The 13,060-nt window shown below is 64.7% G+C and carries 12 protein-coding genes; 7 read left to right on the plus strand and 5 right to left on the minus strand.

The annotated features are described in order from the left end of the window. The first annotated feature begins 2 nt into the window (after positions 1–2). The 7 genes from ACVWWJ_RS07215 (at position 3) to ACVWWJ_RS07245 (ending at position 7,795) form a co-directional block, all read left to right on the plus strand. Positions 3–1,100, plus strand: a complete 1,098-nt coding sequence (locus ACVWWJ_RS07215; RefSeq protein ID WP_159895289.1) for an acetylornithine deacetylase — start codon at positions 3–5, stop codon at positions 1,098–1,100. Continuing rightward, a complete protein-coding gene (locus tag ACVWWJ_RS07220; RefSeq protein ID WP_159895291.1) occupies positions 1,090–2,406 on the plus strand; it encodes an acetylglutamate kinase in 1,317 nt (438 codons plus the stop codon). Before ACVWWJ_RS07215 ends, ACVWWJ_RS07220 begins: the two co-directional genes overlap by 11 nt. 6 nt (positions 2,407–2,412) lie before the next feature. Then, a complete protein-coding gene (argC, locus tag ACVWWJ_RS07225) occupies positions 2,413–3,360 on the plus strand; it encodes an N-acetyl-gamma-glutamyl-phosphate reductase (RefSeq protein ID WP_456967238.1) in 948 nt (315 codons plus the stop codon). Positions 3,361–3,376: 16 nt separating this feature from the next. Next, positions 3,377–4,672 carry an argininosuccinate lyase gene (locus ACVWWJ_RS07230; protein WP_456967239.1) on the plus strand — a complete coding sequence of 432 codons (1,296 nt, stop codon included), beginning with the start codon at positions 3,377–3,379 and terminating at the stop codon, positions 4,670–4,672. 111 nt (positions 4,673–4,783) lie between these two features. Further along, positions 4,784–5,905 carry a glutamate 5-kinase gene (gene proB / locus ACVWWJ_RS07235; protein WP_456967240.1) on the plus strand — a complete coding sequence of 374 codons (1,122 nt, stop codon included), beginning with the start codon at positions 4,784–4,786 and terminating at the stop codon, positions 5,903–5,905. An 11-nt stretch (positions 5,906–5,916) separates the two neighbouring features. After that, positions 5,917–7,194: a glutamate-5-semialdehyde dehydrogenase gene (locus tag ACVWWJ_RS07240; protein ID WP_456967241.1), complete on the plus strand. Its 1,278-nt coding sequence runs from the start codon at positions 5,917–5,919 to the stop codon at positions 7,192–7,194. Between the two features lies 1 nt (position 7,195). Further along, complete coding sequence (locus ACVWWJ_RS07245) at positions 7,196–7,795, plus strand: HEAT repeat domain-containing protein (protein ID WP_456967242.1); 600 nt, start codon at positions 7,196–7,198, stop codon at positions 7,793–7,795. Here the strand turns inward: ACVWWJ_RS07245 and ACVWWJ_RS07250 are convergent. The 5 genes from ACVWWJ_RS07250 to ACVWWJ_RS07270 all read right to left on the minus strand — a co-directional run bounded on the left by ACVWWJ_RS07250 (position 7,758) and on the right by ACVWWJ_RS07270 (position 13,014). Further along, positions 7,758–9,104, minus strand: coding sequence for a TolC family outer membrane protein (locus ACVWWJ_RS07250; RefSeq protein WP_456967243.1), 1,347 nt, complete (start codon positions 9,102–9,104; stop codon positions 7,758–7,760). The two genes, ACVWWJ_RS07245 and ACVWWJ_RS07250, sit on opposite strands and share 38 nt — an antisense overlap. Positions 9,105–9,394: 290 nt before the next feature. Beyond that, on the minus strand, positions 9,395–10,096 hold the full coding sequence (locus tag ACVWWJ_RS07255) for a hypothetical protein (RefSeq protein ID WP_456967244.1): 702 nt from the start codon (positions 10,094–10,096) through the stop codon (positions 9,395–9,397). Further along, positions 10,093–11,373 (minus strand): kynureninase, encoded by a 1,281-nt coding sequence (kynU, locus tag ACVWWJ_RS07260; protein ID WP_456967245.1) that lies wholly within the window; start codon positions 11,371–11,373, stop codon positions 10,093–10,095. The genes ACVWWJ_RS07255 and kynU overlap by 4 nt, the downstream gene beginning before the upstream one ends. Before the next feature lie 16 nt (positions 11,374–11,389). Then, positions 11,390–11,890, minus strand: coding sequence for a hypothetical protein (locus ACVWWJ_RS07265; RefSeq protein WP_456967246.1), 501 nt, complete (start codon positions 11,888–11,890; stop codon positions 11,390–11,392). 98 nt (positions 11,891–11,988) lie between these two features. After that, positions 11,989–13,014 (minus strand): amidohydrolase family protein, encoded by a 1,026-nt coding sequence (locus tag ACVWWJ_RS07270; RefSeq protein WP_456967247.1) that lies wholly within the window; start codon positions 13,012–13,014, stop codon positions 11,989–11,991. Positions 13,015–13,060 lie beyond the last annotated feature (46 nt).

Genomic DNA, 13,060 nt, shown 5'->3' on the forward strand with positions numbered 1-13,060 from the left:
CCATGGATAAGCTCCTCGAAGACACCCTGACTCATCTGCGCGCACTGGTCGGCTTCGACACGCGCAATCCGCCGCGAGAGATCGGTACCGATGGCATCTTCGATTACCTGCGCGCGAACCTTCCGGGGTTCGACGTGCAGGTGACGGATTTTGGCGCCGGTGCCGTGAATCTGTATGCCGTGCGCGGTACGCCGAAGTATCTGTTCAACGTGCACATGGATACGGTGCCGGATTCACCGCACTGGACCGCGAGCCCGCACGAGCTGCGCGTGACGGAAGACCGGGCTATCGGCCTCGGCGCCTGTGACATCAAGGGCGCTGCCGCTGCACTCGTCGCCGTGGCCAATGCCACGCAGGGTGACATGGCCCTGCTGCTATCCACGGATGAGGAAGCCAACGATGCGCGTTGCATCGACGGCTTCCTGGCAACGCCGCGCGACTACGAGGCGATCATCGTGGCCGAGCCGACCAAGGGTGAAGCGGTGCTGGCGCACCGGGGCATCCACTCGGTGCAGATGCGTTTCCAGGGCCGGGCAGGGCATGCATCCGGCGATCAGAAACCCTCGGACAGCGCCTTGCACCAGGGTATCCGCTGGGGCGCCGCCGCGCTGGACCACGTGCAGAAGCTGTCGCACGAGCGCTTCGGTGGTCTCACCGGTCTGCGCTTCAACATCGGCAAGGTCGAAGGTGGGATCAAGGCTAACGTGATCGCACCGACGACGGACATCCGCTTCGGCTTCCGTCCACTGCCCTCGATGGACGCCGACAAACTGCTCGAGACCTTCCGCACGCTGGTCGAACCGGCACCGGTTGAATACGGCGAAACCTTCCGCGGCGACTCGTTGCCGGCAGGCGACACCGCGACAGCTGAAACCCGCCGCCTGGCTGCACGCGACGTCGCCGACGAGCTCGGCATTCCGGTGGGCAACGCGGTCGACTTCTGGACCGAAGCCGCGCTGTTCTCGAAGGCGGGTTACACCACCTTCGTCTACGGCCCCGGCGACATCGCCCAGGCACACAGCGCCGACGAGTGGGTTCTCCTGGACCAGCTCGCACACTACGCACAGACCATCCATCGGATCGTGGACAGTGGAATCTAACAAGCACACCCGCAAGACGATCGTCCGCCTGCTGTCCTCCATGGGCAGCGCGCGCGAGATCCAGCAGTACCTCAAGCGCTTCTCGCAGCTGGACGCGGCGCGCTTCGCCGTGGTCAAGGTGGGCGGCGCCGTGTTGCGCGACGACCTGCCGGCGCTCACCTCGTCGCTGTCCTTCCTGCAACAGGTCGGCCTTACGCCGATCGTGCTGCATGGCGCGGGTCCGCAGCTCGACGAGGAACTCTCGGCGGCCGGGATCGAGAAGAAGACGATCAACGGGCTTCGGGTGACGTCGCCCGAGGCGCTGGCCATCGTCCGGCGCGTGTTCCAGGCCCAGAACCTGCGTCTGGTCGAAGCGCTGCAGGAAGTCGATACGCGCGCCACCTCGGTGCCGTCCGGCGTCTTTGCGGCTGATTTTCTCGACCAGGGAACGTTTGGCCTGGTCGGCAAGGTTCGCGAGATCAACCTGGCGCCGATCGAAGCCAGCCTGCGCGCGGGTTCGATTCCGGTCATCGCCAGCCTGGGTGAGACCGACTCGGGGCAGATCCTCAACATCAATGCCGACTTCGCTGCGAACGAGCTCGTCCGCGTGCTGCAGCCGTACAAGATCGTGTTCCTGACCGGTACCGGCGGCCTGCTCGACGGCGACGGCAACGTTATCGACTCGATCAACTTGTCGACGGAGTACGACCAACTGCTCAAGCAGCCCTGGCTGCACTCGGGCATGCGCCTGAAGATCGAACAGATCAAGGATCTTCTCGACGACCTGCCGCTGACGACGTCGGTTTCGATCACGCGGCCCGCCGAGCTGGCCAAGGAGCTTTTCACGCACAAGGGCTCCGGCACGCTCGTACGGCGGGGCGAGCGCGTGTTGCGCTACGAGTCGTGGGAGGGCGTCGACAAGGAGCGCCTTCGCGAGCTGATCGAGTCGAGCTTTGGCCGCCCGGTCGTGCCGGACTATTTCGAGCGCACGAACCTGTATCGCCTCTACGTGTCCGAGAACTATCGCGCGGCGATGGTGCTCACGCAGGACGAAGGCTTTGCGTATCTGGACAAGTTTGCCGTGCTCGACGAAGCACAGGGCGAAGGCCTGGGTCGCGCGGTCTGGCAGGTGATGCGCGACGAGAACCCCAAGCTGTTCTGGCGCTCGCGCCACGGCAACACGATCAATCATTTCTATTACGCGGAGTCCGACGGCTGCTTCAAGCAGTCGCGCTGGAAGGTGTTCTGGTACGGCCTGGACAACTTCGCGGATATCGAACGCTGCGTGGCGCATTGCGCCACGCGCATCCCCACTTTGCAGGACTGACCGGTCATGGCATCCAGGACCATCGGTATTGTCGGCGCGCGCGGCCACACAGGCGCCGAGCTGATCAAACTGATCTCGAACCACCCGCACCTTGAACTCGCCTTCGTCTCCTCGCGTGAACTGGACGGGCAGCGCCTGGCCGATCACAGTGATGCGTACACGGGCGAGCTGACTTACAGCAATCTCGATCCGGAAGGCGTCGCAGCGCAGGCTGCGGACGTGGTGATCCTCGCGTTGCCGAATGGCAAGGCGGCACCTTACGTCGAGGCGATCGACAAGGCGGGCGGTTCGACCGTGATCGTCGATCTCTCGGCAGACTATCGTTTCGATGAGCGCTGGTACTACGGCCTGCCGGAGCTCTATCGCGATCGCTGGCGCGGCGAGAAACGTATCAGCAATCCGGGCTGCTATGCGACGGCGATCCAGGTGTCGATCGCACCGATCAAGGACCTGCTCGCGGCACCGCCGGTGTCGTTCGGCGTTTCCGGTTACTCCGGCGCAGGTACGACGCCGTCGGACCGTAACGATCCGGAGAAGCTGCGCGACAACCTCATGCCGTATGCGCTCACCGGTCACATGCACGAGAAAGAGGCGAGCCGTCACCTCGGCCTGCCGGTGGAGTTCATGCCGCACGTCGCGCCGCATTTCCGCGGCCTGACGGTGACGACGAACCTGTACCTCGCGAAGCCGGCCAGGCGGGAGGAGATTGTCCTTCGCTTCGAGGCGCGTTTCGACAAGGACAAGCTGATCCACGTCGTCGACGAGGCGCCCTGGGTCAGCCAGGTCGCGAACCGTCATCACCTGGATATCGGTGGCTTCACGATGTCGGCGGATGGTCGTCGCGTCGTCGTTGTCGCTACCCTGGACAACCTGCTCAAGGGCGCCGCCTCGCAGGCCATGCAGAACGTCAACCGTGCGCTCGGCTTCGACGAGCTCACCGCCATTCCGCTCTGAGCGAAAGGACCTTACGATGACCCAGCCGCTCTGGCAGAAATCCGATACGCAGGTAGACGCACGCATCATGCGTTTCCTTGCCGGTAACGACGTGGTGCTCGACCGCGAGTTCTTCCTGCACGACATCACCGCGAGTAAGGCGCATGTCGAAGGCCTGGCTAATATTGGCGTGGTGTCCGGTGAGGAGCGCGATGCGCTGCTGCGCGAGCTCGATATTCTGGCCACCGATTTTTCGGCAGGCGCTTTCGTCCTCGACGACCGCTTCGAAGACGGGCATTCCGCCATTGAAGCTCGCCTGACCGAACGTCTTGGTGACGCCGGTCGTCGCGTGCACACCGGGCGCAGCCGTAACGATCAGATTCTCGTCGCCACGCGCCTGTGGCTGAAGGAGAAGCTGTCGACACTGGAGACACTGTGCCGCGCGATCGCCGGGGTGTGTCTGCAGCGTGCCGCCGGTGATTCGGTACCGATGCCGGGCTACACGCATATCCAGCGTGCCGTGGTCTCGTCGACCGGGATGTGGTTCGCCGCGTTCGCTGAGGCCTTCATCGACAACACCCTGCGCGCGCGCCAGGCACTCGAGCTGATCGACGCGAATCCGCTGGGAACGGCGGCGGGTTATGGCGTCAACGTGGCGCTCGACCGCGCGCATACGACAGCGGCGTTGGGCTTCGGCCGCATGCAGGTCTCGCCGATCTACGCACAGCTCTCGCGCGGCAAGTTCGAAATGGCCGCGTTGGATGCGGTCGGTACGGCGCTGCTCGATACGCGTCGCCTGGCGTGGGATCTCTCGCTGTTCACCACAGCCGAATTCGACTTCGTCAGCCTGCCGGGTGAGTACACCACGGGTTCGTCGATCATGCCGAACAAGCGTAATCCGGACGTCGTCGAGTTGCTGCGTGCGAGTTACGCCAGCGTGGCCGCGGCACGCACGGAGATCGAGCAGCTGCTGTCGCTGCCTTCCGGCTATCAGCGCGACCTGCAGTTCTCAAAGGGCTCGCTGTTCCATGGCTTCTCGATGGGTCTCGGCGCACTCGAACTGCTGCCCGACCTACTCGCCCGTTTCAGCTGGAAGGCGGAGAAGATGCGTGCGGCGATCGAGCCGGCGATGTATGCCACGGATGTGGCGATCGAGGCGGCGGTAGCGGGTGTTCCGTTCCGTGATGCGTACCGTGCGGCGGCGGAGACGGCGTCTTCGTCCGGCGAAGGACGCACGCCAGAATCAAGCCTGGCTGCGCGCACGTCGCCGGGTGCCGGGAACGACCTCATGCTGGATACGTTGCGTGCGAGACTGGCAGCCCTCGCGGGCTGATCGCCGCTGAAGCGGCTCCCACACCAGACCTGCGCAGGCTTTGGGCATGTGCTCTTTGTGGGAGCCGATTCATCGGCGAATGGGATTGCCTCACCCACTCAGGGAAAGACCATGCCCCAAGCCTTCACCCGCCAGCCCCTCCCCCGATGGCACCGTGCCGTCCTCAAGGTCGGCAGCAGCCTCCTTACGATCCCCGAGGGCGGCCTCACCGGTCGCCACGCCGAAGCCCTCGCCACCTTCGTCGCCCGCAGCCGCAGTGCCGGCCGTGAGGTCGTCATCGTCTCCTCCGGCGCCGTCGCTGCCGGACGCGGCCTTGCCACCCCCGAGCGCGGCGCGGGCCTCACCGGCCGGCAAGCCCTCGCCGCCCTGGGCCAGACGCGCCTCATTGCCCTCTGGCAGACCTTCTTCGACTCGCCGGTCGCCCAGGTCCTCCTCACCCACGACGACCTGCGCAACCGCCCCCGGTATCTCAACGCGCGCACCACGCTGCGTGAGTTGCTCTCCCTCGGCGCCATCCCGGTCATCAACGAAAACGATACGGTCGCCGTCGATGAGCTTAAATTAGGCGACAACGACAATCTCGCCGCCATCGTCGCGGCCCTGGTCGACGCGGACGTTCTCTTTATCGCCTCGGACATCGCCGGCCTGTACACGGCGAACCCGCGAACCGATCCCACGGCCCAGCCCATTGACGACGTCGCCGAAGTCACCGAGGCACACCTCGCCAGCGCAGGGGGTGCGGGAAGCGCAGCAGGCACCGGCGGCATGCGGACGAAGCTGGAAGCCGCAGGGAAGGCAGCTGCCGCAGGTATCGAGACGATCCTGTTCGACGGCCGTGACACCGCATGTATCGATGGTCTGGGGGAGGGCATGCTTACCGGCACCCGTCTGCGCGCGCCGCGTACCCGGCTGGCTGCCCGGAAGTACTGGCTGCGCCACGCACCTCCTGCCGGCAAGATCACGGTCGATGCTGGCGCCGTCGAGGCGCTGCGCTCACGCGGCGCTTCCTTGCTCCCCGGTGGGGTCGTTGCCGCAGAAGGCGACTTTGCGCGCGGTGACGTGGTGGACATCGCCGATGAGCACGCGTCGTTCGCGCGCGGCATCGCTCAGTACTCTGCCGCCGATGTACGCCGTATCGCGCGCCGTCACACTCGCGATATCGACGCCGCACTGGGCTACAGTTATGGCGAGAACGTCGTGCACCGCGACGATCTCGTCGCCCTTACCCCATGAGCGAGGTTGCAATGTCCTCTTCCCTGCGTGAGAAGGCACTTGCATGCCGGGACGCCGCAGCCACCGTGGCCGGGCTCGATACCGAAGCCAAGCGCGGCTTGCTTCACGCCATGGCCGATGCCCTGGCGGGTGCCGAAAGCGTGGTCCTCGAGGCCAATGCGAAGGACACGGACGCCGCGCGATCAAACGGCACTAGCAACGCCATGCTCGATCGCCTGCGCCTGGATGCCTCGCGTATCGCGGGTATCGTCGCGGCGATCCGCGAGGTCGCCGGTCTGCCTGACCCCGTGGGCATCGTTACGCGTCGCGAAACGCGCCCTAACGGCATCGTGGTCGAGCGCGTACGGATTCCGCTCGGCGTGATCGCGATGATCTACGAGGCGCGGCCTAACGTTACCGCCGACGCAGCCGCGTTGTGCCTGATGGCGGGGAACGCGGTGATTTTGCGTGGCGGCTCCGATGCGATGCAGTCGAACGTGGCGATCGCCACCGCGTTGCGAGGGGCCTTGAAGGCCAACGGAATTCCCGAGGCTGCACTAACGCTGATCGACGATCCTCGACGCGAAGCAATGGTCGAGCTCCTGCAGCTTGTCGACATCGTGGATCTGGCGATCCCGCGTGGTGGCGAGGGCCTGATTCGGTTCGTCGCCGAGCATGCACGCGTTCCCGTGATCAAGCATTACAAGGGCGTTTGCCATCTCTACGTGGACCGCGACGTGGACCTTGCACTTGCACTACGCCTCCTGGTGGATGGAAAGACAAGCCGTCCGGGCGTTTGCAACGCATTGGAAACGCTGCTTGTGCACAAGGAGATCGCGGCAGGCTTTTTGCCGGATGCACTGAGGGAACTGCGCAGGCTCGGCGTTGATATCCGCGGCGACGAGGTGACGCGCGCGCTTGTCGCCGACATATCGCCCGCCATGGAAGACGACTATGCGGCCGAGTTCCTCGACCTCGTCATCGCCGTGCGCGTGGTCGATGACCTCGATGAGGCGATCACACATATCCGTCGCTATGGCTCGGACCACACCGAGGTCATCGCCACGCGTGATGGCCGTGCGGCGGACGCGTTCGTTCGGGCCATTCGCTCGGCTGTCGTCATGGTCAATGCGTCATCGCGTTTCAGCGATGGTGGTGAACTCGGCCTCGGTACGGAGATCGGCATCTCGACGACGCGGCTCCACGCCTATGGGCCCATGGGTGCGGAGTCGCTGACAGTGGAGCGCTTCGTCGTTCGCGGGGAAGGGCAGATTCGCCATCCCGGTATCCAGTCAATCAAGGTACGGTGAGATGCTGGATAGCGACCACGATAACCAGAAACTTTCGCGCTACTTCGTGCAAAAGGGCATGAGCGATCTGAGTCCTGCGCAGCTGATCGACCTTCTCACGCAAGACGACCCGATCGTGCGGTCCTCGGCGGGCTTTCTCCTTCATCTTTCGGGCGGTAACAGCGAGGACTTCGATCGCATTGCCGCGCTTGCAACTCACGCCGACGCCCATGTACGGGAAGTTGCCGCGTATGTGCTCGGTCAGTTTGGAACGCCTGATTACCCATTTCGCGCCGCGAGCGTCCCGCTTCTGTCACGAATGACGCGCGATTCAGACGACGAAGTCCGCGTTTCCGCTATATCAGCTCTTGGGCACCTCCGGGGAGATGACGCCTGGGAGGCGATTCTCTCGGCTGTGGCGGACCCGTCACCCGACGTCCGATCGGTCGTTGCATTCTTATTGGAATTTCTAGATGGATCGGAGCGCTCCGTCGCTGCGTTGCGGGCACTCGCCGGAGACCTGGATTCCGACGTACGTGCAGCGGCCGCTGAAAGCCTCAACGAGTTGCGGGACAACGGCGCCCTTACTGCAGCAGCGAATTCACCGCTTCGAGGTCCTTGATGTCCACCGTGCCGGCCGTCTGCTTGAGCAGGAGGTTGTCGAGGATGAACTGGTGGCGAGCCTGCGAGTAGTCGCTGAGCGACGAGGTGAGGTTCTGCTGAGCGATCAGCACGTCGACGATAGTGCGGGTACCGACTTCGAAGCCGGCCTGCGTGGCGTCGCGGGCGCTCTCCGACGACTCGACGGCCGCCTTGGTCGCGCCGACCTTGCTGATGCCGGCGACGACGGAGCGGTAGAAGTTCAGCGTGTCGCGGACCACCTGGCGGCGTACCGATTCCAGGGAGTCCTGGGCGGCGTCGCGCTGGTAGATCGACTGGCGGACACGCGACTGCGTGAGGCCGCCGGAGAAGATCGGCACGTTGAGCGTGAGGCCGACCGAAGTCGCGCCACGGCCGTTGCTGCCGGACGACGAACCAAGGGTGCCCGCGGTGGCAGCAGAACCGACGCCGCCGTTCTGCGCCCATGCCGTGGTCTTGTTGTAGCCCAGTGACGCGTCGATCGTCGGCAGGTGGCCGGCGCGCGCGGACGAGATGCTGTGCTCGCTCGAGTCGACGCTGTACTGCGCGGCGAGGATGCTCGGGCTGCTCTTGACCGCTTCGGCGACCCAGGCCTTCGGATCGTTCGGCGTCGGGGCATCCATCGGCAGCTGCTCGCGCAGCTTCTTCAGGTTGTCTGCCGGCTTGCCGGTGATCTGGGTGAGCGCTTCACGCGAATCGGCAAGCGTGTTCTCGGCCGTGATGACGGAGGCGACCGAAGTGTCGTGCTGGGCCTTGGCGTCCTGCACGTCCGTGATGGCGGACAAGCCGACGTCGAAACGCAGGCTTGCCTGGTCGAGGTAGCGGGCGAAGGCCTGCTCGTTAGCCTTGGCGAACGTCAGGGCGTCGTCGTTGGTCAGGACCTGGAAGTAGGCCGTGGCGACGCGCGTCAGAAGCTGCTGGACAGCTGCTTCGTAGGCCGAGTTCTCTGCATGAGAGGATGATTGGGCGGCCCTCAGCCGGGAGTATCTGCTGAAGTCGAGCACGCGCTGGCGGATCGTTATCGAATGGGTGCGTTTGCGAACGTAGCCGTCATGCGAGGGAGCGCCATCTGGTCGCTTTTCGATCCACCCTGATTGGGCGCTTATCTGCGGAAGCAGGGACGCACGGGCAATGCCTATCTCTTCGCGGACCGCTCGTCGCAAAGAGTCCGATCGCATGAGAGAGGGGTTGCCGACTCGGGCATCGTAGTAGGCATCCAGCAGGTCGCCAGCGTGGATGCGACCTGGAAAAGACAACAGGGCCATCGTGATCAAGGAGGATGTGAAGCGCATGAACGTGTCTCGCGGTATAGATTCGCGGCGATCGTTCCGTCACACAGCCGCACCCGTCATATGCTGCAAGGTCACGTCACAGCGAGGTATCGGGTTTTTCCTCGCTCATGAGTAAGACCATGCTCATATGGTGCGTAATCCTGCTTAAGCTCCGCCCTTGTAGGAGCCTGAGCGGTGTGACGCGTCATTCGATGCGAGGCAACGATGCAGATTGCGTTTTTGCGCCCAGGAGCATCGCCACTGAAGCGGCTCCCACAAAGGCGGCACGGGCCGACGAGTGGCTACGTCGTTCAAGCCGGCCGGCCAAGCTCCATGCGAATCCGCTCCGAGACATCCATCATCGCCGCCCACGCTTTCTCGACAGCATCCGCGAGCGCATCACGCTCAAGCGCCACCGTCTCCGCACGACCGCCTTCATCGGGCATGTATTCGATAAGCACCCGCTGCCCGTCGATCCATGCCTGGTCACCGGCAAGAAAGAGTGGATCCTCAAAACTTCCCATCCCGGGCTCCGGCGGCATCGCAAAGGCGGTGCGCCCGTCGCGAGGAGCGTCGCGGAGCAGCTCGATAACGCGCTCGTACGAGCCATCTTCGTCATCAAGCTCGAACGCCACGCTGTCCATCTGCGGGCCGGCGTAGAGCTCGATGGAGCCCGTGAAGATGGCATGCGTGGCGTAGCCATCAAGACGGGCGCGCGGGCTTTTCAGTACGTCGCGCAGGGCGGCGACGTAGCGCGACGTGACGTCCGGATGCTCGCGCAACCACACGCTGCTGACGTCCTCGATGGCTGTGACATGGCCATCCGACTTCGCTTCAACGCCACGATGTGACACCGACGCAGGGCGGTCGGGCAGGGAGACCGGAAGACCACCCGCCTTGAGGCCAAGCATCACGCGACCCGGCGCAACACGCAGCCAGTGGGTCACCGCCTGTACGACAAAGCCATTGCCCCGCTCGCTATATGGAACGGGAAACAGTTCCTGTGCGCTCATGCCTGCGTTCCGCGCCAGGCTTCGATCGCTTCCACGGCGCCGAGGCAATCGGCGAAGCGGTTGTACAAGGGTGTCGGTGACAGGCGAATCACATCAGGCTCGCGCCAGTCGCCAATAATCCCGTGCTGTTCGAGATGCCCGAACAAAGCGCGGCCAGCATCACGCCCGGCGCGTACGCGCACCGAAAGCTGCGCACCGCGCTGCAGCGGATCGTTCGGCGTGACGATGTCGAGGGTTTCATCGAGCCGGCTGCGAATGAGCCAGTCGAGATACGAGGTAAGCCGGCGACTCTTCTCCACCAGATTGGGCATGCCGGCGCGTGTGAACACATCGAGTGAGGCACGCAACGGAGCGAGCGCAAGGATCGGCGGATTCGATAGCTGCCAGCCTTCTGCGCCCGGCGTCGGCACGAACTGTGGACCCATCTGGAAACGGGTGGACTTGTCGTGCCCCCACCAGCCGGCAAAACGCGGCACGTCCGCATTCGCGTGGCGCTCGTGGACGAAGCAACCGGCAACCGCACCGGGGCCGGCGTTGAGGTATTTATACGTGCACCACACGGCGAAATCCGCGCCGCTGTCGTGTAGCGCGAGCGGCAGGTTGCCGACGGCATGAGCGAGGTCGAAACCCACGAGGCAGCCCTGCGCGTGCGCAAGACGCGCAATCGCAGCAAGGTCGAACACCTGGCCCGTGCGGTACTGCACTCCAGGCAATACCACCAGCGCGACGCGGTGGCCGTGCTCCGCGATGGCCTGCTCGATCGCACTCATGGACAACGTGCCGCCCGGGCCATCGGGCTGCAACTCGATCAGATCCGTTGCCGGATCGAAGCCATGGAACCGAACCTGCGATTCGAGGGCGTAGCGATCGGTGGGGAACGCGCCGGCTTCCATTAGGATAGCCGGGCGCTCCGCCGTCGGCCGGTAGAAGCTGACCATCATCAGGTGCAGGTTCACGCCCAGCGTATTCATGGCGACCACTTCGTGCGGCTGTGCGCCGACCACCTCGGCCATCGCGTCACGCACGTACTCGTGGTAATGCATCCACGGCGAGCGGCCACGGAAGTGCGCCTCGACCGCCAGCTCCGACCAGTCGGCCAGCTCCGCCTCGACCGCAGCGCGGACGCCCTTCGGCTGAAGTCCAAGCGAGTTGCCGCAGAAATACAGGGTCTCCCGCCCATGATGCGGCGGGATGTGGAATTCGTCGCGGAACGCGCGCAGGGGATCAGTCGCATCCTGGGCCTGGGCCCAATCGCGCGTCGCTTCGAAACCGGTCATACGTTTACCTTGGGAATCAGGAGGGCATATGGGCCGCCACGTCGGCGCAACCCTTGTCGAACGAGGCATTCCACTTGGCATCGCCGTTGGGGCGGATGCAGCGGAGCTGGATCGCATAGCCGCCACTGTAGAAATAACGCTCGAAGTAGTCGAGCTTTACCGTGCCTTCCTTCGCCGTGTAACGGTTCTCGGTGGGCGAGGTGGCCTTGCCCGCCACGTATTCTTTCAGGCCGGACGCATGCGATCGCAAATTGCCCGAAAACTGCTGGAAGCCGTTGAGGTTGGGCACCTGCTGCAGGGTGATCGAGACCCGCGCCAGCGTGGCATCCGCCGCGGCGGAGCCGGGCACCTGAAACACCTGGGTCTCCGTGACGTCACCCTGTGACTGCATGATCGGCACCCAGGTGTCCGGTACCGGCACGTGCAGGGCGCCACCAGCCAGGGCGACGTCGGTGGCCGACACGAAGGGGCTGGCCAGCAGGAGGGCAAACGGAAGGGTACGCAGGAGGCGCTTCACGATTAAGGATTCCCCAGAGAGGCCGCGGCGGCGCGGCGCAACGCGGGCATTCTTGCACAGCGTCCGGCCGCGCATGGCAGGCCACAGTGTGCGTTGCGTCACGCCACGGCGGACATGGTCTGGAAACGCGACAGCGGAACGCCCAGCCACTCCAGGGCCGTACCGTGGAACAGGCGGGCACGGGAGGTATCGTCCAGGCCGAGGGCCTCGATGCCGCTACCCGGCTCCTGCTCCCCCAGCGGGAACGGATAGTCGGTACCCAGCATCACTCGATCGGTGCCGGCCACCTCGAGAAGGTAGCGAAGGGCAGCGTCGTCATGCACGCAGGAATCGAAATAGAGCCGCTGCATGTACTCGCGCGGGTTGCGCGCATTGTCGGTGGCGACGAGGTCCGGACGCATGCGGAAACCGTGTTCGATGCGGCCGATGGAATAGGGGAAGCTGCCGCCGCCGTGGGCGAGCATGATCTTCAGCGAAGGCAGACGCTCGAGCACACCACCGAAAATCAGCGCGCAGGCGGCACGCGACTGCTCGGCGGGCATCCCGACCAGCCAGGGCAGCCAGTACTTGGGCATCGTGTCGGTGCCCATCATGTCCCACGGGTGCACGAGAACGGCGGCATCGAGGTCGGCGGCCGCTTCGAAGAACGGAAAGAGCTCCGGCGCGTCCAGGTTCCACTCGTTGCAGTGCGAGCCGATCTGCACGCCTTGCAGCCCGAGTTCGTCGACGCAGCGCTCAAGCTCACGTATCGCCAGCGAGGGCGATTGCAGGGGCACCGTGCCGATGCCGGCGTAGTGGCGCGGATGCTTCTGGCAGACCGCAGCCATGTCGTCGTTCAGATGCGTGTGAAGCTCGAGTGCCTGATGGCCCTTGGCCCAGTACGAGAACATCACCGGAACGGTGGAGACCACCTGCACACCGACGCCGAACCGGGCGTAGTCGGCAATGCGATGCTCCGCGTCGAAGGCGGACTCCCAAACCTCCCGGAAAAACCGTCCGTCCTTGTAGATCCGGTGGTGCCCGCTGGAGTGGGTCATGACCGGAAAGCGGTCGTCGCCGTAGCGGGCCGCGAGATCGGGCCAGTCACGGGGCAGGATGTGCGCGTGGGTGTCGATCTTCAGCATGGCCCGAGTGTAGCGCCGCCTGCGCTGCGAGGCCTCTCGCGGTGCA

This window comes from Luteibacter sp. HA06 (assembly GCF_054061215.1).

Bases quoted from the DNA above. Each gene is read 5' to 3' on its own strand.
- ACVWWJ_RS07215 (WP_159895289.1), top strand. From the start codon at position 3: ATGGATAAGCTCCTCGAAGACACCCTGACTCATCTGCGCGCACTGGTC.
- argC (WP_456967238.1), top strand. From the start codon at position 2,413: ATGGCATCCAGGACCATCGGTATTGTCGGCGCGCGCGGCCACACAGGC.
- ACVWWJ_RS07230 (WP_456967239.1), top strand. From the start codon at position 3,377: ATGACCCAGCCGCTCTGGCAGAAATCCGATACGCAGGTAGACGCACGC.
- proB (WP_456967240.1), top strand. From the start codon at position 4,784: ATGCCCCAAGCCTTCACCCGCCAGCCCCTCCCCCGATGGCACCGTGCC.
- ACVWWJ_RS07240 (WP_456967241.1), top strand. From the start codon at position 5,917: ATGTCCTCTTCCCTGCGTGAGAAGGCACTTGCATGCCGGGACGCCGCA.
- ACVWWJ_RS07245 (WP_456967242.1), top strand. From the start codon at position 7,196: ATGCTGGATAGCGACCACGATAACCAGAAACTTTCGCGCTACTTCGTG.
- ACVWWJ_RS07250 (WP_456967243.1), bottom strand. From the start codon at position 9,104: ATGCGCTTCACATCCTCCTTGATCACGATGGCCCTGTTGTCTTTTCCA.
- ACVWWJ_RS07255 (WP_456967244.1), bottom strand. From the start codon at position 10,096: ATGAGCGCACAGGAACTGTTTCCCGTTCCATATAGCGAGCGGGGCAAT.
- kynU (WP_456967245.1), bottom strand. From the start codon at position 11,373: ATGACCGGTTTCGAAGCGACGCGCGATTGGGCCCAGGCCCAGGATGCG.
- ACVWWJ_RS07270 (WP_456967247.1), bottom strand. From the start codon at position 13,014: ATGCTGAAGATCGACACCCACGCGCACATCCTGCCCCGTGACTGGCCC.